The organism is Rhodohalobacter sp. 8-1 (assembly GCF_038150125.1).
In the GTDB taxonomy this organism is placed as follows: domain Bacteria; phylum Bacteroidota; class Rhodothermia; order Balneolales; family Balneolaceae; genus SW132.
In genome coordinates, this window is record NZ_JBBVMF010000003.1 from 207,219 (window position 1) to 227,959 (window position 20,741).

19 protein-coding genes are annotated in these 20,741 nt (G+C 44.3%); 17 read left to right on the forward strand and 2 right to left on the reverse strand.

Going from position 1 to position 20,741, the window contains the following annotated elements; genetic code table 11:
• The first annotated feature begins 11 nt into the window (after positions 1–11).
• From AABW11_RS04005 to AABW11_RS04065, 13 genes are all read left to right on the forward strand, one after another.
• Positions 12–2,501, forward strand: coding sequence for a chemotaxis protein CheA (locus tag AABW11_RS04005; protein WP_340103490.1), 2,490 nt, complete (start codon positions 12–14; stop codon positions 2,499–2,501).
• Positions 2,502–2,580: 79 nt separating this feature from the next.
• The gene (locus AABW11_RS04010) at positions 2,581–3,408 is read left to right on the forward strand and encodes a CheR family methyltransferase (protein WP_340103491.1); all 828 of its coding nucleotides are present in this window, start codon (positions 2,581–2,583) and stop codon (positions 3,406–3,408) included.
• A gap of 23 nt (positions 3,409–3,431) precedes the next feature.
• The gene (locus tag AABW11_RS04015) at positions 3,432–3,944 is read left to right on the forward strand and encodes a chemotaxis protein CheD (RefSeq protein ID WP_340103492.1); all 513 of its coding nucleotides are present in this window, start codon (positions 3,432–3,434) and stop codon (positions 3,942–3,944) included.
• Between the two features lie 35 nt (positions 3,945–3,979).
• Positions 3,980–4,387 carry a response regulator gene (locus tag AABW11_RS04020; RefSeq protein WP_340103493.1) on the forward strand — a complete coding sequence of 136 codons (408 nt, stop codon included), beginning with the start codon at positions 3,980–3,982 and terminating at the stop codon, positions 4,385–4,387.
• A 56-nt stretch (positions 4,388–4,443) separates the two neighbouring features.
• Positions 4,444–4,821 carry a response regulator gene (locus AABW11_RS04025; protein WP_340103494.1) on the forward strand — a complete coding sequence of 126 codons (378 nt, stop codon included), beginning with the start codon at positions 4,444–4,446 and terminating at the stop codon, positions 4,819–4,821.
• A gap of 2 nt (positions 4,822–4,823) precedes the next feature.
• Positions 4,824–5,291 carry a chemotaxis protein CheX gene (locus AABW11_RS04030; protein ID WP_340103495.1) on the forward strand — a complete coding sequence of 156 codons (468 nt, stop codon included), beginning with the start codon at positions 4,824–4,826 and terminating at the stop codon, positions 5,289–5,291.
• 3 nt (positions 5,292–5,294) lie between these two features.
• Complete coding sequence (locus tag AABW11_RS04035) at positions 5,295–6,365, forward strand: protein-glutamate methylesterase/protein-glutamine glutaminase (protein ID WP_340103496.1); 1,071 nt, start codon at positions 5,295–5,297, stop codon at positions 6,363–6,365.
• A gap of 22 nt (positions 6,366–6,387) precedes the next feature.
• Positions 6,388–6,771, forward strand: coding sequence for a response regulator (locus tag AABW11_RS04040; RefSeq protein WP_340103498.1), 384 nt, complete (start codon positions 6,388–6,390; stop codon positions 6,769–6,771).
• A gap of 944 nt (positions 6,772–7,715) precedes the next feature.
• Positions 7,716–9,383 (forward strand): HAMP domain-containing methyl-accepting chemotaxis protein, encoded by a 1,668-nt coding sequence (locus AABW11_RS04045; protein WP_340103499.1) that lies wholly within the window; start codon positions 7,716–7,718, stop codon positions 9,381–9,383.
• A 340-nt stretch (positions 9,384–9,723) separates the two neighbouring features.
• Positions 9,724–10,248 carry a chemotaxis protein CheW gene (locus tag AABW11_RS04050; protein ID WP_340103501.1) on the forward strand — a complete coding sequence of 175 codons (525 nt, stop codon included), beginning with the start codon at positions 9,724–9,726 and terminating at the stop codon, positions 10,246–10,248.
• Positions 10,249–10,476: 228 nt separating this feature from the next.
• The gene (locus AABW11_RS04055) at positions 10,477–12,618 is read left to right on the forward strand and encodes a methyl-accepting chemotaxis protein (protein WP_340103502.1); all 2,142 of its coding nucleotides are present in this window, start codon (positions 10,477–10,479) and stop codon (positions 12,616–12,618) included.
• Positions 12,619–12,771: 153 nt separating this feature from the next.
• A complete protein-coding gene (locus AABW11_RS04060; RefSeq protein ID WP_340103503.1) occupies positions 12,772–13,194 on the forward strand; it encodes an energy transducer TonB in 423 nt (140 codons plus the stop codon).
• Between the two features lie 426 nt (positions 13,195–13,620).
• The gene (locus AABW11_RS04065) at positions 13,621–15,168 is read left to right on the forward strand and encodes a hypothetical protein (RefSeq protein ID WP_340103504.1); all 1,548 of its coding nucleotides are present in this window, start codon (positions 13,621–13,623) and stop codon (positions 15,166–15,168) included.
• Positions 15,169–15,510: 342 nt separating this feature from the next.
• Here AABW11_RS04065 and AABW11_RS04070 read toward each other — a convergent pair whose 3' ends face one another.
• Together AABW11_RS04070 and AABW11_RS04075 are read right to left on the reverse strand one after the other, a co-directional pair.
• Complete coding sequence (locus AABW11_RS04070; protein WP_340103505.1) at positions 15,511–16,959, reverse strand: PAS domain-containing protein; 1,449 nt, start codon at positions 16,957–16,959, stop codon at positions 15,511–15,513.
• Between the two features lie 968 nt (positions 16,960–17,927).
• Positions 17,928–18,899, reverse strand: coding sequence for a sensor histidine kinase (locus tag AABW11_RS04075; protein WP_340103506.1), 972 nt, complete (start codon positions 18,897–18,899; stop codon positions 17,928–17,930).
• 396 nt (positions 18,900–19,295) lie between these two features.
• On the opposite strand from AABW11_RS04075, the gene AABW11_RS04080 reads away from it, so the two are divergent.
• From AABW11_RS04080 to fliE, 4 genes are read left to right on the forward strand one after another with little or no spacing between them, the layout of a single operon-like run.
• Entirely contained in the window at positions 19,296–19,640 is a 345-nt protein-coding gene (locus tag AABW11_RS04080; RefSeq protein ID WP_340103507.1) for a flagellar basal body rod protein FlgB, read from the forward strand.
• Between the two features lie 19 nt (positions 19,641–19,659).
• Complete coding sequence (locus AABW11_RS04085) at positions 19,660–20,163, forward strand: flagellar basal body rod protein FlgC (RefSeq protein WP_340103508.1); 504 nt, start codon at positions 19,660–19,662, stop codon at positions 20,161–20,163.
• Positions 20,164–20,168: 5 nt separating this feature from the next.
• The gene (locus tag AABW11_RS04090) at positions 20,169–20,396 is read left to right on the forward strand and encodes a hypothetical protein (protein ID WP_340103509.1); all 228 of its coding nucleotides are present in this window, start codon (positions 20,169–20,171) and stop codon (positions 20,394–20,396) included.
• A gap of 31 nt (positions 20,397–20,427) precedes the next feature.
• Positions 20,428–20,736, forward strand: a complete 309-nt coding sequence (gene fliE / locus AABW11_RS04095) for a flagellar hook-basal body complex protein FliE (protein WP_340103510.1) — start codon at positions 20,428–20,430, stop codon at positions 20,734–20,736.
• Positions 20,737–20,741: the final 5 nt, after the last annotated feature.

The following is a 20,741-nucleotide window of genomic DNA, read 5'->3' on the forward strand; positions in this document are numbered from 1 at the left end:
AGGACGTATTTATGAGTGATCAAAATGAAAAAAATGTAGAGGTTCTTGCCGAAATTATTCGGGCATTGGCCGATGTGTGGCCAAACGACCGAGAAAATGTGATGGTGGCAGGAGCAAAATTTGAAGCGTTTATCAGCGAGCTGGGCGACCAGGGTGTTCAGCTGCAGCGCCTGATTAACTTTGCCTGGAAAGGTCTTAAGCATCTCTACGAGAAGGACGACTATTTTACAAGCGTAAAGACGTCTACAATGCAGGGTGTTAATACCATCAGGGAGTATATGATTGCCGATGGTAACATTCCTGTTGAGGATTTTGAGCGCTCATGCAGCGATCTTGAAAAGGCAATATCCGGCGGAAAAGAATCAGCTGACAAAGTTATCGAACTTGATGAGATTAACGAGGAAGAAGTAACAAAGAATGACAGGTCCAATGAGCCGAAACAAGCGGATGAGCCGGATGAACGCATCAAAGGCGTAACGATTGATGATCTGGCATCGAATATTATGATGCTGAATGAAGAAACCATCAAGACGGAAGAGCTGGAGCTGCTTACAAAAATTCTTCGGCATTTATCCAAGCAAGAATCTGGTGAAGCATCGGTGGCTTTGATAGCTGCAGCTGAAAAGGCTGAGGAGATTGCGGGCAAAAAGTCTCCTGAAGAAGGATGGCTCATGTTTATTTCGGAAAAAACAGAACAGGCCATTGAAGCGGTCAGTGAAGAAGGATGGGCGTCTGATGAGTCATCTGCTGAGAAAACTCATCAACCCGAAACAGAATCAGCCAGTGAAGAACCCGAGGTATTTTTAATTCCAACAGATTCTGAGCCCGGTATGCTTGGCGAATTCGTAACCGAGTGTTCCGACCTGGTTGAAACCGCCGAAAGTGCACTGCTCGATCTCGAAGAATCGCCGAATAACGACGAGCTAATAAACACCGTATTCAGAGCATTTCATACGGTAAAGGGAACATCTGCTTTTATGGGGCTCGACCCGATATCGGAATACACTCATTCGGTTGAAACGCTGTTAAGCATGGTGCGTGAGGGAGAACAGCAGTTTGATATGGCATGTGCCGATATCACCCTGGAGTCGATCGATATTCTGAAGAAGATGCTGGGAGTGGTGGAAACCAGCCAGCCCGGAGACCCGCTGCCTAAGCCGCACGGATACGACCGCATGATGAAAGTTTTGAACCATATTTTTGATGACAACGACTCGCCTGCCGACGCACTGAAAAAAGAAGGGGGCACAGTTCCACCACCGGTGAAAGCGGAAAGCACTCAGTCTGTCAGCCAAAATAATGAATCAGCTCCTGAAAATGAAGCTGGTGCACCTGATAAATCGAATCAGAAATCTGAGGTAGAATCTACGGTTCGTGTGAATGTGGGCAGGCTCGACAGGCTGATTGATATGGTTGGTGAACTTGTGATTGCACACTCCGTCGTGGCACAGGATAGCTCTATTTCGGATGATTCGGACCTGATGAAAAAAGTGAACCACACATCAAAAATTTTACGTGAACTACAGGATACCAGTTTGATTCTGAGGATGGTTCCGCTTCGTGCCACCTTCCATAAGATGAACCGCCTGGTGCGTGATCTTGCCAGAAAAGCGGGCAAATCGGTCAAATTTTCAACAATAGGTGAAGATACCGAGATTGATCGCAATATGGTCGACATCATCAATGAGCCGCTGGTTCACATGCTAAGAAACGCTCTTGACCATGGAATTGAAGATCCTGACACCCGTAAAAGTGCAGGCAAGCAGGAGACGGCGAATATCTGGCTGCGAGCTTACCAGGAAGGTGGTAAGGTTGTCATTGAAATTGAGGATGACGGAAAGGGAATTAACAAAGAAAAAGTACTCGCCAAGGCTATAGAAAAAGGCCTGGTTGATCCCGATAAGAAACTGACAGACAGTGAAATTTTCAGCCTCATCTTTCTGCCCGGATTTTCATCAGCTGATCAGGTGACGGACCTTTCGGGCCGTGGGGTTGGGATGGATGTTGTTCGCCGGTCGATCGAACAGCTCCAGGGAAAAGTGGAGGTCAGCTCTAAACCGGGCGAAGGAACAAAAGTATCTCTCGAGATCCCGTTTACTCTTGCTATTACCGACGGTATGCTCGTGAAAGTGGGAGAGCAGCGGTTCATTGTTCCTACTATTAACATAGATATGACATTTCGCGCAGAAGACGACGATATTTATACCGTAATGGGCGAGACGGAGCATGTGTCGTTCCGCGGAAAATCAGTGCCGGTGATTCGTCTGCATAAGCTATTTAATATAGACGGTGCTATAGAAGATCTGCTTCAAGGCACTATGCTGATCATCAAAAATAATAACAGACAGTACGCACTGCTTCTGGATGAAGTGATTGGCCAGCAGCAGCTCGTAGGGAAGTCGATAAATATGATGGTAAAAATGCCGCACATTTCGGGCGGTGCCATCTTAGGAGACGGTCGTGTTGGCCTGATTCTGGACACCGCTGCGGTGGTACAATAACAGAAATGAAAAATAGTGGGTGCCGATAAATAGTGAAGCGGTACCCCGGGATTTAATATCCCTGAATTAGGATGAAAAAATGCAGGCAGAAAGCAGATTAGATAATTTTTCAACAATCTCACTTGGCAAAGGCGATTTCGACCGTGTGAGAAAAATGCTGCACAGCTATAGCGGTATCTACCTGCATGAGGGCAAGGAAGCTCTTGTGCGTGCACGATTGATGAAGCGTGTGCGTAAACTCGGGCTCGAAAGTTTTTTAGAGTACCTGGATTATGTTGAAACAGACGAAACAGGCGGTGAATTTTTGTCGCTTGTTGATGTGCTGACAACTAACAAGACGAGCTTTTTCAGAGAGAAGCAGCACTATGATTTCCTGGTAGAAAATGTGATTCCACACATGAGTGGCAGGGAGTACAAATGGTGGTCAGCAGGATGCTCATCAGGTGAGGAACCCGTTACATTAGCCATGACACTGTTTGAACAAAAAGAGTTTCAGAATCAATTTTCGGTTAAAATGCTGGCCACGGATCTTTCGCGCGATATTTTAAGGCGGGCAAAATCGGGAGTTTATCCCACTGAGAAAATGAAGGGGCTCCCTGATTATTTCCTCAGGAAATATTTTGACGCTCATGATGAAGGAGCAAAAGTAAAACCGGCCATCCGCGAGCTGATTACCTACGGCCGTCTGAATCTTCTTGAAAAGTGGCCGATGAAAGGCCCGTTTCATGTAATAATGTGCAGAAACGTGATGATCTATTTTAACAGGCAAACGCAATCGGAGCTGGTATCAAGATATTATGATTTGCTTGAACCGGGCGGATATCTCTTTTTGGGGCACTCTGAAAGTGTTTCCGGGAAAGATCATGGGTTTGTAAATATTAGTCCGGCTGTATATCAAAAACAATAGTTAATAGTTATGGGTCGCACTGAATGAAATCCATTGTTGGAGTAAGTGACATGCATGTGTCGGACGATCCCGGGGAAACGATTATAACGTATGCTCTGGGCAGCTGCCTGGGGATCGCAATTTTCGATCCTGTTGCCGGTGTTGGTGGATTGCTACACGTTATGTTGCCGCTTTCTAAAGCTGACCCCGAAAAAGCGAAGCTCAAACCGGCTATGTATGTGGACTCCGGCCTGGCTCAACTTCTTGGTATTTGCTACGATTACGGAGCCTCAAAAAAAAATATTGTAATAAGCGTAGCCGGTGGTGCGAGTATGAAGAAAAACGATGACGATGATTACTTCAAAATTGGGAAGCGAAATTTCACAACACTAAGAAAGTTGTTGTGGAAAAATGGGTTCATGATTGAGAAACAGGATGTTGGCGGTAATAACTCACGGACTATGGCTCTTAGGCTGTCAGATGGACTTGTTACCGTAAATAAACTTCCAATAGGGACAACCTGTGCCTCGGGAGACCAGGTTAGGTGTAATGTTTAAAATAGACTATAACTGATGATTTAAAGGGTATTATTATGAAAATTAATGTTTTAATCGTAGACGATTGTTCGGTGATGCGTTTGATGATGAAGAGAACGCTGAGCATGAGTGATATTTCTATAAACAGAATATTTGAGGCCTCAGATGGCGAACAGGCTCTCGAGCTGGTAGATACCGAGAAAATTGATCTGATTATTCTGGATCTGTACATGCCGGTTATGGATGGTATGGAGGTACTCGAAACAATTCGAAATAGATCTGTATCAAAACATATTCCCATTTTGATTGTATCCACCGAAAGTAATGAAAGTATGATAAAGCAAATAGAGATGCTTGGGTCGGGATTTGTACACAAGCCGTTTACGCCGGAGATGCTGCGTGAAGAGATTTTCAAAGTATCAGGTGAAAACACCGAATTCAAAGCAACTATTTTTAAAAACTGACGATTGAAATAATCTTGCATACCCAGAAAAGAATACCTTATTAACCCGGCCTATTTATGAAACACAATGTGCTAATTGTGGAGGATGATCCAACCATGCGTGTGATCCTCAAGCGAACACTGACGGAAAGTAACCTCGATATCGGGGAGATTTATGAGGCCGAAAACGGTAAAATAGGCCTTGAAATGCTCAGGCAGTATGATGTTGATCTCATGCTTGTGGATATATATATGCCGGTGATGGATGGGATGGAGATGCTCGATTATGCCTCGGATAATCCTAAATTCAGGGATATTCCTGCGGTTGTTGTATCAACAGAAAATGATGAGAAACGGATCGATGCCATTTTAAGACGCGGCATGGGGTTTGTCCACAAAGAATTTACCACCACTTTACTCGAAGACCAGATACGAAAAAAAATAATTAAGGATTAACGATGACAAAAATGCTTCATGAAGAGAGGCTAAAAGGAATTGCCTATCGAACATTTGAAATCACCTGCTATATGTTTCCGCTCGAGGAGTGGGAAATAGAAGATGACTCCGTCGATCTTGGCGAAAACAGTATCAGCGCCATTGTGCATTTTGATGGTGCAGCGAAAGGTGGAATGCAAATCAGGGTGACACCTGACCTGTTTGACACTATTGCCGAAAATATGCTCGGAATGGAGGAAGGAAGCCTCGAGCTAAAAGAAGGAGCGCTAAAGGAAATTGCGAATATTATTTGCGGAAACACTGTTCCAATTTTTGCCAAAGGCGAAGATATATGTTACATCCGCACGCCGAAAATTGTTGGCAGTAAACAGGAGGCTGAAGAAGAGTTTAAGTCGATGCAGCGAGAAACCGTACATGTTCATCTTGATGAAGGGGTTGCGGAAATAACAATCTACTATTCAGCGGGCTGATATATGATTAAAGTACTGATTGTTGATGATTCCGCACTTGTACGCAAGGTGCTGACTGAAGAGCTAAACAGGCAGCCTGATATTGAGGTCGTGGGCACAGCTATTGATCCGTATGCGGCGCGTGAGAAAATTGTAGAGCTCAAGCCGGATGTGCTTACACTTGACCTGGAGATGCCCCGGATGGACGGGCTGTCGTTTCTTGCCAAGCTGATGAAACACTACCCCATGCCTGTGGTGGTTGTGAGTTCGCTGACGCCTAAGAATAGTGAAAATGCATTAATGGCTCTCAGGCTGGGGGCCGTTGATGTTATAAGTAAACCAGGTTCATCATATTCAGCTCAAAATATTTCTAAAGCTATTGTAAAGTCGGTGAGGGCAGCCTCACTTGCCAAATTTGACAGACATACCGGCGCAAACGAGCAGGTAGATGCAACTGATACAAAACCCCAGGTAAAACCTAAACCCACTCTTTTTCATACAACAGATAAAATCATTGCAATTGGCGCATCAACAGGCGGGACAAAAGCACTGGAGAAAGTCCTAATGGGGTTGCCGGCCAATATGCCGGGAATTGTTATTGTTCAGCACATGCCGCCTGTGTTCACAAAAAGTTTTGCAGATCGCCTTGATTCTGTATGCAGTCTTCGGGTGAAGGAAGCGGAAGATAATGACCTTGTAGAATCGGGTGTGGCATTGCTGGCTCCCGGTAACTTTCATATGCTCGTTGAGCGAAGAAGTGCAAAATATCACGTTCGTATTAAATCTGGCCCGCCCGTTCATCATCACCGTCCGAGTGTGGACGTGCTTTTCAATTCCGTGGCTGAATCGGTTGGCGTTAACGCCAGTGGTGTGCTTCTGACCGGAATGGGAGCCGATGGCGCAAAAGGACTGTTGGCCATGAAAAATGCAGGTGCACATACCATCGCACAGGACGAGGCAACCTGCGTAGTGTACGGTATGCCAAGAGAAGCATATAAAATAGGTGCGGTAAATGAAGTGTTGCCCCTTCAGAATATCTCAAATGCCATCATTAACAGCATTAAGGGAAAGCCGTTTCAGGCAATCATAAATTAACCGTCAAAGAAAAAAAGATATTATGTCTTTAAATGTTCTCGTCGTGGATGACAGTTCTGTCATGAGAAAAATGATTATCAGAACTCTAAGTATGAGTGGTGTTCCGATCGGTGACATATTCGAGGCCGAAAATGGTCAAAAAGGCCTCGATTTGCTCGAAGAAAACTGGATAGACATGCTTTTTATAGATGTAAATATGCCGGTGATGGATGGTTTGGAGATGCTGACTGTTGTTCGCAGCAAGCCTGAAACGAGAGATTTGCCCGTACTTATTATTTCTACCGAAAGTAATCCTCAGCGAATCGATCAGGTAAATGAAAACCGTGCGGGCTTTGTCCACAAACCTTTTACACCCGAAAAACTTCGGGAAAAAATAATTGAACTTACAGGTATTCATATGGGCTGAGGTTCTTGGCAGCGACTCCTCTCAACCTTAACCTTTTACGATGGGGCAACTCAACTCTGCGGCAAAGACAGGGCGACTAAAGGCTGAGGTTCTCTGTAGCGGCTCCTCTAAACCTTAACCTGTTCAGAAAAGGCAACTCAACTCCGCGGCAAAGAAAGAGCGGCTGAAGGCTGAGGTTCTTGGCAGCGGCTCTCCTCAACCTGAACCTTTTCCGAAAAGGCAACCCATTCCGCGACAAAGACAAAGCGACTAAAGGCTGAGATTCTTTGCAACGACTCTCCTCACCCTCAACCTTTTCCGAGGGGGCAACTCAAATCGCGACAAAGACAAAGCGACTAAAGGCTGAGGTTCTTTGCAACGATATTCCTAAACCTCAACCTTGTCTGAAAAGGCAACTCAAATCGCGACAAAGACAAATCGACTAAAGGCTGAGGTTTTTTGCAACGACTTTCCTCAACCTCAACCTTTTCCGAAAAGGCAAAACATTCCGCAGCAAAGACAAATCGACTAAAGGCTGAGGTTCTTTGCAACGGCACTCCCCTAAGCACCTGTTTTGAAAAGATTAATGTAATGGCTGCTATTTTGACGGGAAAAGTAATAAGACAAAAAAAGCTTAAAATATAAAAAAGTGGTTTAGCTGGTCCATACTTCTGCCGATAATAATTGTACTTATCAGTATGTCAGCCTGAAGCTTACGACGAAAAATATCAGAGAGCCACAGGTTGATCAATTACCACACGACTATAAATGTGGGTTCTGTGTTTAACGCAAAACGTGAATCTCAAAAAAAGTGACGGCTAATGTGGGCTGTACTACATTGAGGTAAACATCAATCAGCGATTGGCTCTGTGCTCCGCATGGAGAAGATCACTATCAACCAAAAATATGGCAGAATAAAGATCTGCTTTTGGAGTGAACATATGAGTAAAGCAAAAAGGTATAAATTGAATTTTTTTACCAATAAAACGATCGGGCAAAAATTAACGGCATCATTTGCCATTTTGGCTTTCATTACGCTTGTTCTTGGCGGAATTGGATACTACGGGGCAGTAAGCAGCGACAATTCAATTTATGAAATAGGGGTTGTGCGCTTGCCAAGTGTTGAGTCTCTTATGAAGATGAACCAGTCTTTAACTGCTATTAATGCGGGCGAAGAAGCGTTACAAAACCCACTGTTATCGTCGGATGAACGCGCATCGGTCATTAAAAATATTGAGAGTGAATGGATCAAATTAGAAGCAGCATGGGCCATTTATGAGCCCTTGCCTCAAACAGAAGAGGAAGCTAAAAGCTGGGATGAATTTTTAATTACGTTCGATAACTGGAAAGAAGACCATTTGCAGTTCATGGCATTGGTTGATCAACTTATGATGCAAACAAATGATGAGGAAATTTCATCAGAGCTGTTGACGCAGATAAGAGATCAATTCATGAACAACAACAAAATTTCCAAAGAAGCGAATGTCCGTGAAATTAATGATCTGGTTGCTATTAATAGCCAACTGGCAAAAACAGAAGTAGACAAAGCAGTTGCTGAGAATTCAGTATTAGCCACAGCGAGTATGATCGCTCTGTTTCTGGGCGTGGGCGTAGCTGTGTTACTCGGCTTTTTTATGACCCGGTCTATTAATTCATCACTTGGAGAAATTATTTTGTCTCTTGCCGGAGGATCTTCCCAGGTAGATTCGGCCTCGCGGCAGTTATCTGAGTCAAGCCAGTCGATGGCGGAAGGGGCCAGTGAACAGGCCGCAAGTTTACAGGAAACAAGTTCGTCGCTCGAGCAGATGTCAGCCCAGACCAAGCAAAGTGCACAGAACGCAGCTCAGGCTGAAAAAGCGATGAAAAACGCCCAACCGCTTGTTGATGAAGGTGTAGAGGCGATGGTGAGAATGAACAAAACCATGGAAGATATCAAAACAGCTTCTATGGAGACATCAAAAATCATAAAAACCATCGATGACATTGCTTTTCAAACCAACCTGCTGGCTTTAAATGCTGCAGTTGAAGCCGCACGGGCCGGCGAGGCAGGAAAAGGATTTGCAGTCGTTGCAGAAGAGGTGCGAAATCTTGCCCATAAGAGTGCACAGGCTGCTAAAAATACGTCAGAACTGATTGAGAAATCACAGGAAAGAAGTGATCGCGGCCTTTCAGTGGCACAGGAAGTGGCAGAAAATCTGAGTAAAATTTCCAAGAGTGTGAATGATGTTAGCACCCTGGTTGTGGAAATCTCGGCGGCATCGGGTGAACAAGCCACTGGTATCCAGCAGATCAATACGGCGATGAGTGAAATGGATAAAACCGTTCAAAACAACGCTTCAAACTCTGAGGAATCAGCCAGCGCAGCGGAAGAGCTGTCATCCCAGGCAGCCGAACTGCGCCAAATGATTGATCAGCTTGTGTTGCTTGTGGGTGATTCCGCTCAAAAGAGTGTTGGTAAAAAACAGAAAAAAAAGCAGCCCCGAACGATTGAACGAAGCCGTACAACGTACAACGATTTTCAGAACGGAGGTTTCGACAGGCCACCAGTAGAAAAGCAGGAGCTGAAAGCACCGAAAAAAATGGATGCAAGGGAGTTGATCCCGCTGGACGACAGTGACCTGAATGGGTTCTGAAAAAGTACGATGGCCTGGTTGTAAAGATATTGTCAGTTAGCTGAAAGAGTGATTTAAAGAGGTGCCGATTATTTAATGAGAGTCATTCACTGAGCTCCATCAAACGAGATTCTGTCTAAGTTAACCAAGGCAGGTACCAACCGGGTGGCATTGAAAAACATGCCCGGCTAATAGGTTAGAACGAGCTTGGTTTGTTTAAGGTATATCGCACAAAGTCGATAAGCTTCACAGACTAAGCCGGAGCGGTAAGATACTTAGTTCCAGGACCTGTTATCCGGTGAATGGGACGTGTGAAAAAAATCAGATGAACATTTTAAGAAAAAATATAAGATAAACAGTTATGGAAAATACAGAAGAAAAAGACGTGGCGGTAGAAGAGCTAGTGCATACTGTAGAAGGGGGAAAATTTCTCAGTTTCTTTCTGGGAAAAGAGGAGTATGCGATTGAGATTTTGAAGGTTCAGGAGATTATCGGCTTGATGCCTATCACTCCGGTGCCGCGTATGCCGGGATACATTAAAGGTGTGCTGAACCTACGGGGAAAAATTGTGCCGGTGATGAATCTGAGATCCCGGTTTGGCCTGAAAGAAATCGAATATACCGAGGAGACATGTATTATTGTTGTTCAGGAAAATCAGTACCTCATGGGCGTAATCGTTGATAAGGTATCTGAAGTTGCAGATATAGACGGCGATCAAATCGAGGAAGTTCCTTCACTGGGGGCCGGTGAACAAAGCGATTACTTATCCGGTATTGGAAAAGTGAAAGAGCAGGTAAAAATGATCGTAGATGTCGAGCGAGTGCTGTTTGATGTTCCTGATGATGTGCTGGATGGCAGTACAAAAGCGGCGGGGGCTGTGGCATAATCTGTATTTATTTGTGACGTATCCGGGTTAAAGTGCCGCTCAATTTCACGAAAGTAGATTAAGATTAAAATCTCTTATCTGCTTTATAAACTTGCCGATAAAGCGTATTACAGGTCAGCAGTATAATGATTTGATTATACGATATACCCAATTTTAAAACTGATCTGTGGGGTTGATATATCGCCTCATCCAAAATCCTCTAACAAAAGTTAACCTGCATCAGAGTTCATGAGTAAATTAAAAGAATTATTCGAAGGCCTTACATCAAGCAGTGGCGGTTCGCTTACAATTGGTAAAAAAATAATGCTGTTAGGGATTGGCGGAGCAGCCATTACTCTGCTTCTTGGCCTGGTCGCAATCTTTTCTCTCGCCAAAATAAATACAAATTCAGATAAACTGGTTAATACGTACCTGCCCGAATCAGGTATTACATCAGCCCTGGATAAAAATGTTCGGCAGGCCGGGAGTTCAATTCTAAGCTATAACCAAACATTTGACGAACAGTATTGGGAACAGGCGATAAGTGATTTTTCTGAAATTGATGCAGAATTGGAACGGGCAAGAGAGCTTGCCAGTAATCGTGATGTGCCAAAATTGAAAAAACGGCTGACAGATCTCGAAAATGCATCAGCCCAATATCAGCAATCTGCACTTTCTTATTACGAAGCCACAAGAGATCTCATTCGGTACAGAGAGCAAAGTGACCAGTCGAATAAAGATTTTCAGCTTAGTATGAAAGATTACCTGGAAGTCTATAACCAAAATTTGACAAGCCTTATTAACCAAGGGGCAGGTTCTTCGCGGATTCAGACATCACGCTCGAGAATTAATCAGGCCGAAGACCTGATGAAAGGATTAAACGGCGCTATGGCTGCGTTATGGCGGGCGGAAGCGATGAATGATGCTTCTGTGCTGGAAGGTATTCAAGCAATGTTTGTGGAGTACAGGAACGAAATCGGGGATCTGTATGATGCAACCACAGATCCGGAGCTGCAGATGTTTTTGGGTATTGGTCTTGCATCTCTGAACGATAACGTGACCAATGTTCAGTCCATGATTGAGGCGAGGAATACCGTGAATCAGGAAGAGATGATAAGAAATAACGCGTATGAAGAGATTTTGGTGAATACTTCTGTGCTTTCACAGAATGCTAAGGATGAAGCAGCAGGCCAGGGAGAGCAAACACAGGCCGTTGTAGCCCAATATATTTGGATCCTGTCTATCGGTGTCTTCCTTGCGGTTGGCGGTGCTGTACTGTTCGGGTGGATCATGAGTGTGTCAATTAATGGCGCGCTCAGTAATATTATAGATCGACTGTCGTCAGGTGCTGAGCAGGTGAACTCGTCATCAAATCAACTATCCGGTTCAAGCCAGGAGCTCGCGGAAAGTTCCAGTGAACAGGCAGCCAGTCTTCAGCAAACAACATCCTCCCTTGAAGAGATTGCATCGCAAACCAAAAAGACGGCTCAGAATGCCGGTGAAGCAGATCTTGCTATGAAAGAGACTGAACCCCGGGTTGCCAGCGGGGTTGAGGCGATGAAGCGTATGAACCAGGCGATGGAAGAGATTAAGAACTCATCGCTGGAAACATCAAAAATTATTAAGACTATTGATGATATTGCTTTTCAGACCAATCTGCTGGCACTAAATGCAGCCGTTGAAGCGGCTCGTGCAGGTGAAGCCGGGAAAGGATTTGCGGTGGTGGCTGAAGAGGTTCGAAGCCTTGCACAACGAAGTGCGGAAGCGGCAAGGAATACATCTGAGCTCATAGAAAGCTCCCAGGCTACATCAGACCGCGGAGCAAATGTTGCAGCAGAGGTATCTGAAAATCTGCAGAAAATTGAGGAGAGTGTCTCCAGTGTAGGTACACTTGTTAATGAAATTGCGGCTGCTGCTAATGAACAGCGTACCGGTATAGAAGAAATGAGCACGGTGATGCACGAAATGGATAAAGTTGTGCAGGGAAATGCATCGAATTCTGAAGAATCAGCCAGTGCCGCGCAGGAGTTATCATCACAGGCTACGGAACTCAACCATATTGTTAACAGCCTCAGGTGCCTCGTAGGTGGAGCATCCGGCAACAGCTTATCAACAACTCCATCTGGCCGTTCAGACTTGAAGATGCCTGCCCCAATGAAGAAAGCGGCGTTTAATGGGTCAGGTTCATCCTCTTTTAAAAACACGAATGGAGCGCGTAAAGAGACCAATAGAAGTTATTCCGCGAACGGTAACACGAACAATGGCCACGGAAGAAATGGTGACAGCGAATGGCCGAATGCCTCAGGTTCATTGCCCGTAAGAAAACAGGGGGGCACTTCAGATGCTCATAAGCTCATTCCGCTGGATGATGATGACCTGAGTGATTTTTAAGAAATAATGAGAGCATTAAAATTTAGCTGAGGAGGAGAGTTTCCTTAAGCGGAAATCCTATTAGCCGATAATGGAATACGGACAGTACAATTGGGATGGTACAGGTCTGTCAAATAAATAACGTGTAAAACTCAATAAAAACAGTAAAAACCTATGGATAGCGGGATAACAAAAGGCATAACATATTTAAAAGCTGGTTTGATGGTATTGCTGGCGGCGGGGTCATTTACCTTGTTAGCGTCGGAAAACACAATGGCACAAAGCAGCGAAGAAGTTTTTACCGTAGTTGATGAGATGCCTGAAATGATTGGCGGGGCTGAGTCACTCTATGGCGAAATTAAATATCCAAGAGCGGCTGCCCGATCGGGGATTGAAGGACGCGTATTCATTCAGTTTGTAGTTGATAAGGATGGTAATGTTAGAGATGAAAAAGTATTGAGAGACATAGGCGGAGGATGTGGCGAAGCAGCTCTTGAGGCCGTGAGAGAAGTAAAATTTACTCCTGGCAAGAAAGACGGAGTTGCTGTAAACGTACAGTATTCTATGCCTGTTACTTTCAAACTTGAAAATGGTTAGTGGAATAAACAGACGGGGAAACCCATTAAAGCGTTGCTCTTAGCCGGGCAACGCTTTTTTTTTGCGATGAAATTTGATGCTCGGATTATGATACATCATGAACAATCAAATATTTGAGGTTAGAAAGGAGTTTTGTTGTGTAGGGATATTCCTTTATCAAAAGCAGTAATTTTCTATTTTTGACTTCACAATTTTGTAATCTAAATAAGCAATTCTTTTATGCCAGATCCTTTCAGAGGCTTTTCAGGGCATCAAAATGTAAATCAAGATTCTGGTGTTGACTGTTATTAAATGATCTTTAATATTGTCGACACAAACACCAATCGCCAAAAGATAAAGGGCTGTTATAAAAGCTATCCGCAAAGAATTTTGCAGAACTATTTTTGTTATTTTGGTTTAATGAATGCACAGGAAACCTAAGTCCCGATGAGCACAAACCAATATACAACAGTTCCGGAACCACCCGACTACCTTAGCCAGGATATCCGTAAAACTTGGTACATGGCAGGATTGAAGATGGTAAAAGAAAATCGATTAGATGACGAGGCCTACAAGCTGCTCAAAGATCTCTGTTACTGGGAGGAGCAGAAGCTCTCAACGCTTGAAAAGCTGAGAGCCGTACAAACCGGCCCGGGTTCTGCCCCCACTAAAATGATGCGGTCTGTTGCGCTCAAAAATTTGAAGACCATTAAAGCGGAGATCGACCAGATTCGATCAGATTTGAATATTGAGCAGCATGAATCTGCATGGATTTCAGATTCTCAGCCGATCTCGGAAGAGGCTTATAGCTGTTTACCTGTTCCCCTGGCCAGTTGCTGCGAAGTGTTGAAGGATCCGGTAAACAGAGATTTATTTCTCCTGTCATTTTTGCCGGCTATTGCAGCTCATATACCTAATGTGGTGGCCGAGCATGCGGATGGATTTTATACGGCATCTCTAAATATTTTTTTGATTGACAGATCGGGAACTGCTGAAACCTATTCAAAACAAGCGGTTCGTTATTTTGAGGAACCATCAAGAAAGATCACGCCCGGCACACCAGGATTGTGGAGCTCTGTTCAGGCTGCATCAAGCCGAAAACAAGATGCAGGGGCAGGTTTTTGGGGGCGGTCGCATGCCATTTATCAGACAACGCCGCAATTTACAGATGAACCATATGAATCGGAGATAAAAGACAGGAGCCTGCAGGACGCAGTGTTTCGAGAGGCGTTTCGGGTGGTCAAGCGGGGAGGAGGCGACGGGCTATATACGCTATCGAACGGAATTGTTGGAGATATTGATCACTACCGATCATTTTGGTCCCGATTCGACAGTACCATCCTTTCATCATTTCTGGTTTACTGCGGTAAAAAAGAGGCAGAGTGGCAAAGTCATAGGCCCGATGCTGCTTCGCGCGCACTCAATCAGCGGCTTGACGAACTCAGAGATTTGCTCGGTCACATAAACACCCGGCTCCTATCACGTGAAGAGCCCCTGATAGCGGAACTGGCCGACAACCAGTGGCAGATGATTGATGATACATTTGCCGAAAAGATGGAGATTATTGAGGAACTAGCGCTGCCGCCCGAACTTAAGAAGGCAAATTATAAAGCTGCTATCTACACTCTTAAACTCACAATTATTTTTTCTGTCATTCGCCAATTTGACGAAGACGGGAAGCTGCTCACTGAACTGGAATTTCTGACGCCGGACGATGATGATTTAATTGCCGCCCTTTGGATTGCCGATACCTGTCTTAAGCATACAATTCGGGCATTTGAACAGCTGCCTATTGAAGCACAGCCCGATGCTAGGGGAGACCGGTATCACAAATTTTATAATGTGCTTCCACCAGCGTTCGAAACATCTGAGGCGGTAGAGCTGGCAGGTAAAATGAATATTGCAAATCGGACGGCGAAACGGTATTTGAACACACTCATTGATGAGCAAAAACTAACTCGCATCAGGAAAGGAGAGTACGAAAAAGTGGGGTAGTTGGGTAGAGTGTTAATCTCGATCTCAACTTTTACCAAAAAAAACTCGTGTCATGACTGTGATATAGCCCTGAACGCTTTCTGGGTGAGTTTTTTAAAAAATCGAGCTATGACGGGTCAATATAGTATTCAAGGTTGGTTCATCTGATGACTCGAATGCGACAACTTGAACTTACCGCTGACACGATATTAGCGTCATTTCAATTTTCATTTGTCGAATAAAGCTTGAGAATTCCCGGCGCTTTTTCGGGTTTCTGTCAGCGTCAATATTAACGCTGTCAGATCCAGTAGGTGTACCGCTGTCACGTCATCTTCGGCGGACAGGTTATTAGCTGATCCAGCACTAAGCAGCTTCCTCGCCGACAAGCAGTGTCTGATTGAGATCTTCTTCGGAGTGCTCTTTCCTGTAATTTTTCAGTCTGGCACCAAGTTCGGTCAGCTTACCTTTGTATCCGGCATACAGCGTGCCTGTTTTTTCGTGAGTTCGGATAATATCACCGAGCTTTTCGAGGCGCTGTTCCGCAGAATTTACCTCATCAATCAATTCTTGGAACGTATTGGAGAATGAGTTGGACTCGTCATTCATTCGGGCAATTTCCACTTTGCCTTTAATATGAATAAACCGAAGGACAAGCAGGAACCGCTCGATTTCGCGAACGCCGGTGAGAAGATGTTTCAGTGCCTCGGGAAGTTTACCGAGATTTGAAGAAATAGAATCAATTTTTGGGATGAAGGCATCATAAAGAAGGCCCAATGCTTTGCTCTGGGTAATCAGCTGATCGGAGGTTTCTGTGTCAGGACCGTTTATTTCCTCAAGAAAATGCTTTGTCATTTCAGCCTGCAGCTTTGAAGAGATAATATTGAAATTAAGTTTTCCGATGAGTTCACTCAATCCAAAAATATTCTTCTGCATCTCAATTAGATGTGTTTCGCCGTCCATGGACTGGTCACCCATTTTTTCAGCTACCACGGAGAGCGAACGATCCTGTTGATCGAGCTTGGCAGAACTAATCTGGGCATTCTTGGACAGAAGCAATACCGATCGTGAAAGCTTTAGAATATAATCGGAATGGCCCACGAGCGAGGTGTGAATCTGGCGAAGCTGTCCAAGGGCAAGCACCAGTTCGCGAAGTATTTTTTCGACCTCCAAAAGTTCGTCGGGGATGTATTCTCCAGTACGTTTGTTAGCGTCGCCGGTTGATTCTAAAATAGATTCCCGGTTTTCCATCTCGCTTTGGAGGGCATTCCACATAAACTCGTCGTAGCTGGAGAAACCGATATTTTTCAGTTCCGTCACAAATAGTGCATGTGAGGAACGCATAGCGGTTTTTTTATCAGAGATGGACTCCTGTTTTCGCTCGTGGTCTAAAACTGTTTTATAAATATCCTTAATCTTATTAAAAAGATCACTGCCTGGCTTTAGGCGTACAGATAAGTAGCCCCCATCACATGGAAAGGCCAGAGCCATGACCCAATAATAAGATCCGTCTTTGGACATGTTTTTTACATAAGCCGCCACCGGCTTATCCTTCTTGAGATGATCCCAAAACTCATAAAAAACAGACCGGGGCATATCGGGGTGGCGGATAAGCTTGTGGAGCTGCCCCACAATATTGTCTGCATTATACTTACTGATCCTTACGAATACATCATTCGCATAGGTAATCGTAGATTTTTGATCTGTTATGGAGAAAAAGAGCTCATTGTACTCAAACCGGCTTTCCCGGTTGATGGGAGTCGGAGAGCTGAAATCTTTAATCTTATTATTCTGGTCAGTAGTTGCAGTCTGCATAAAATGAGTGTTATGGGGTCTGCTCAGCCGGGAAAAGTGAGTAAGAACATTTTTTATTCCATCAATCCGGAGAAGGTTAACTCTTTGATATTAATAGTTTATTTATCGGATGATTTTAAAAATAGATAAACAACTATTTGATATTCTTGAAGATAATTTGACGCTGTATTCAATAGTATTGAAATAACAGTTTATTCAATGACCGGGTCGGTAAGGGGTGCCAGGTATTGAAATGATCAAAAAGAGATGCTTATGGTTAGTATCTCGCAGTGAGAATTAAATCGGGCGCCGGGGATTCCGGTCAGATATTGCGATGGGTTTTTATCCCAGAGCTGAGGGATGGGTATCTGAGTCATAAATTGATCATCGATTGATTCTAAAGCGAAACTGACCATCCCTTATTGCCTCCGCCGAAGGAGTACCCACCAAAAAGCTCATACTTTTTTTAAAAAAATAGGTACTACCGGAAAGTTTGTGGGTTGATGGCAAAATATGTGAATAATCGCTCAGAACATGTTCAAATTTTTCCAAAATTATAGGCCATTGCTTTTGCAGATTCTTCTCTTCGCCATCAACTTCAATGGCTCGATCTTTCCAAGGGGCAGGCAGGATGAGTGCTCATTTGTTAGCAAGTGAGCGGCGTGGGTACATTCGTCGTTTTCAATATCGCCTTGTCGTCACGCCGCCCGACACCCCAGCCGAATCATTGTCAATCTGCCAGTCCCTTTGGGGAATAAAACGGTGTTTTACCGTTTTGTGCCCCGTCAATAGGATGCCCAAGGCAGAGAATCTGCAAAAGCAACAGGTTTTGTGCTATAAAATGGCTGGAATAATCTCCTTATTGACCACCTGGCTTAATCAGACCAAAATAGGATTATAACATGTACCCACAAACTTTCCGATAGAAACAAAAAATATGGAATTCAAGTTATTATTTCATGAGCTCTGACCCTACCTACCTATGTAGTTCAATCCAAGCTTTCAGGAGAGCAGAAGAGAGAGAAGCAAATGCCGTTTTCCTCACTGTTTTCAGTCAATAAGATGATACCCCTTCTTCGGCTGGCGATGATCTGGGCAAGACTCAGCCCGATACCGAGGTTATTCGCTTTGGTGGTGACAAACGGGTAGTAAAGAGTTGATGCAATCTCGTCGGGAATCGGAGATCCCCAATTGGTTATATTGATTCGATTCTCGGATTCGATCTCTATTTTAATGGGGTGACCGGCACCTGATGAATGCTCTGTTGCATTATCAATCAGCAGTGTCAGGATTTGCTTGAGTTCGGCAGAGTTAAACTGAAAGTTATTCTGACTATTGTTTCTTACCGAAATTCTGTTTCGAATTTCCGGGTCGAACGTGTAAAGGATTTCGCGAATGACAGATTCCGCGTTTGATAGTTCGGAATCCGGCTCGTCCTCAATGAATGCGTCCGCGTGATGAAGAAGTTCCAGTTCATCCATGATTTCAAACAGGTAGTCGAGGCCTTCGCTTACTTTGGAAAGTTTGCGCTGATCTGTTTCGTCGGATACACTTCCGACCAGTTCAAGATATCCCTGCATCCCGGTCATAGGTGACCGCAGGCGGTGAAGCAGAACCGCAATCATGTTGCGAATCGTAAACAATGTATTCTCATCCGGTATAGAAGCAGGGTGTTGTAATACCAATTTCGTAAATGTTTTTTTATTCAGGCTAATAAGTTCCCGCTTAGGTTCCAGCCAGCGGTTATCAAAGAAGACAAGACCGCCGGGGAGTTCAATGTGAACCACATTGTTAATTGATTCCCCGATGGGATTGTAGGGACCACACGCAGCAATAGAAGCACTGTTTGCCTCAAAGATCAGGTCCTGGTCTGTCTCTAACAGAAATACAGGATTGTCGGACTCAGATATCAACGATCTGAGGCCTTTTGCTGTATGATCTTTCATTTTGCGGTTGTCCATCGTGCTTAGTTTCAACTCCATTAACATGCCAATCTAATCTAAAGGTTTAATACAAACGGTAAAACTCTTTTGAATGATTATTCAAGAGAGCGATGGGGCATGGTGAGTTTATCAGCCGGCGCTTTTTACTCTTAAGTGAAAATTTAATGATGGAAAAATTTGCCTGCCAGACGGTCAATTCTGCTGTCAGGTATCGGAAGAGGGATGAGGGGATAAATGTAATCAAGCTCAGCTCCGTATTTGTAGATGAAAAAGCAACTGGCACGCCATTTGCAGATTATACAATTGAACGAATACAGTATACAGTACTGAAAAGGAATTGTTCCTTGTTTCATTCCGCCGGGCAGTGCCTCGCGGACCGACTCAAACCAGATTACAGACTACAATATATTCATTATGAAATTTGTCGACAGTAACCACAGTCAGTTTTTAGCCCGTGCGATGGACAGCTATACGCTAAGGCAGAGAGTGACGGCGGGTAATATCGCAAACGCCGATACTCCGGGCTTTAACAAGCACCGGGTTGATTTTGAAGAGGAGCTTCAGCGCGTTAAAAACAGCGAGGGTGCCCGGGGAATGAAAGAAGTGACACCAAGCATCGTGGAAACAGATCAGAAAATTGAACTGGAGGACGAACTGCTTGAGATGGCCGACACGCAGGCCCGTGTTCAGCTTGTCACACGATCGCTTCGACATCATTTTGAGATGATGAAGAACGGAATTACCGGTATTAACCGATAACGACTAACCCCACTATAATATGCTACCTGACAGAGTATTTTCAACATTTCAAACCGCAGGCCGCGGTCTTGCTGTTCAGCGTGAAAAAATTGCCGCTGCTTCAAGAAATATTGCCAATGCCGGTGTATCTGCACCTAAAGGTTCTGATGATATGTATCGGCCCCAAACGGTGCAAACTAAAGCCGTGCACCAGGATAAGTTTAAAAACCTTTTGGTAGACAGCATCTCTACGCTGAAAACATCAAACGACAAACACTTTTCGTCTCCGTCGCCGATGCAATCTTCAGTACAGAACAATGCCGGCGGAATAGGCCCGGAATTTGAAGTTACGGAACAGGAAAATTACAGGTATGAATTTGATCCCACTCATCCTGATGCGGATGAAAACGGGATGGTACAATATCCTGATGTAGACCTGGTGCATGAAATGACGCAGCTTGTGAGTGCCAACCGTTTGTATGAAGCAAACTTAAGCGCCGTGGAAGCGGAAAAACAAATCATTAAACGTTCATTTGAAATTTAAGACCGATGATTACAAACCCCATCATCCATCAACAACAACACCTGGGAATTCAGACCAACGGACTGCGGAAAACAGGAGCAGCAACTGCGCCTCCTAAACTGTCGGTGGAAGAATCGTCCATGATTAAGAAAAATTTTACCGCTTCAAAGCCTGTTCAGCTGTACGACCTGAAGGGTGGCGTTAGCGAGCACCACTTTGGTGATCGTGGCATGAATGTTGACACCAGAGTGTAAGAATCAATTATAGCAGAAACGGAATAATCTCATGGATCCAATTGAACTAAATGGCTTACGTCCGATTCAGGAAACAAACATTTCTCCTGAACGCTCATTAAAGGGCTCATCTCCCTCCGGTGAATCATTTGCTGATATGCTTACAAAAGCAGTTGGCAGCGTGGACCAGACAATGAAGGAATCTGAACAAAATATTCAGAGTTTCATTGCCGGTGAAACGGAAAACGTCCACGACGTGATGATCTCAATGCAGCGTGCGCAGCTCAGCTTTCAGATGATGGTTGAAGTGCGAAACAAAGCGATTGAGACCTACAATGAAATAAGCCGTATGCAAATATAAGAGCG

What these genes read in the sequence shown, in the direction of transcription:
- AABW11_RS04035 (WP_340103496.1), top strand. Translation starts at nt 5,295, where the DNA reads ATGATTAAAGTACTGATTGTTGATGATTCCGCACTTGTACGCAAGGTG.
- AABW11_RS04080 (WP_340103507.1), top strand. Translation starts at nt 19,296, where the DNA reads ATGAAATTTGTCGACAGTAACCACAGTCAGTTTTTAGCCCGTGCGATG.
- AABW11_RS04020 (WP_340103493.1), top strand. Translation starts at nt 3,980, where the DNA reads ATGAAAATTAATGTTTTAATCGTAGACGATTGTTCGGTGATGCGTTTG.
- AABW11_RS04050 (WP_340103501.1), top strand. Translation starts at nt 9,724, where the DNA reads ATGGAAAATACAGAAGAAAAAGACGTGGCGGTAGAAGAGCTAGTGCAT.
- AABW11_RS04005 (WP_340103490.1), top strand. Translation starts at nt 12, where the DNA reads ATGAGTGATCAAAATGAAAAAAATGTAGAGGTTCTTGCCGAAATTATT.
- AABW11_RS04085 (WP_340103508.1), top strand. Translation starts at nt 19,660, where the DNA reads ATGCTACCTGACAGAGTATTTTCAACATTTCAAACCGCAGGCCGCGGT.
- AABW11_RS04060 (WP_340103503.1), top strand. Translation starts at nt 12,772, where the DNA reads ATGGATAGCGGGATAACAAAAGGCATAACATATTTAAAAGCTGGTTTG.
- AABW11_RS04010 (WP_340103491.1), top strand. Translation starts at nt 2,581, where the DNA reads ATGCAGGCAGAAAGCAGATTAGATAATTTTTCAACAATCTCACTTGGC.
- AABW11_RS04025 (WP_340103494.1), top strand. Translation starts at nt 4,444, where the DNA reads ATGAAACACAATGTGCTAATTGTGGAGGATGATCCAACCATGCGTGTG.
- AABW11_RS04055 (WP_340103502.1), top strand. Translation starts at nt 10,477, where the DNA reads ATGAGTAAATTAAAAGAATTATTCGAAGGCCTTACATCAAGCAGTGGC.
- AABW11_RS04075 (WP_340103506.1), bottom strand. Translation starts at nt 18,899, where the DNA reads ATGGACAACCGCAAAATGAAAGATCATACAGCAAAAGGCCTCAGATCG.
- fliE (WP_340103510.1), top strand. Translation starts at nt 20,428, where the DNA reads ATGGATCCAATTGAACTAAATGGCTTACGTCCGATTCAGGAAACAAAC.
- AABW11_RS04030 (WP_340103495.1), top strand. Translation starts at nt 4,824, where the DNA reads ATGACAAAAATGCTTCATGAAGAGAGGCTAAAAGGAATTGCCTATCGA.
- AABW11_RS04090 (WP_340103509.1), top strand. Translation starts at nt 20,169, where the DNA reads ATGATTACAAACCCCATCATCCATCAACAACAACACCTGGGAATTCAG.
- AABW11_RS04065 (WP_340103504.1), top strand. Translation starts at nt 13,621, where the DNA reads ATGAGCACAAACCAATATACAACAGTTCCGGAACCACCCGACTACCTT.
- AABW11_RS04040 (WP_340103498.1), top strand. Translation starts at nt 6,388, where the DNA reads ATGTCTTTAAATGTTCTCGTCGTGGATGACAGTTCTGTCATGAGAAAA.
- AABW11_RS04070 (WP_340103505.1), bottom strand. Translation starts at nt 16,959, where the DNA reads ATGCAGACTGCAACTACTGACCAGAATAATAAGATTAAAGATTTCAGC.
- AABW11_RS04015 (WP_340103492.1), top strand. Translation starts at nt 3,432, where the DNA reads ATGAAATCCATTGTTGGAGTAAGTGACATGCATGTGTCGGACGATCCC.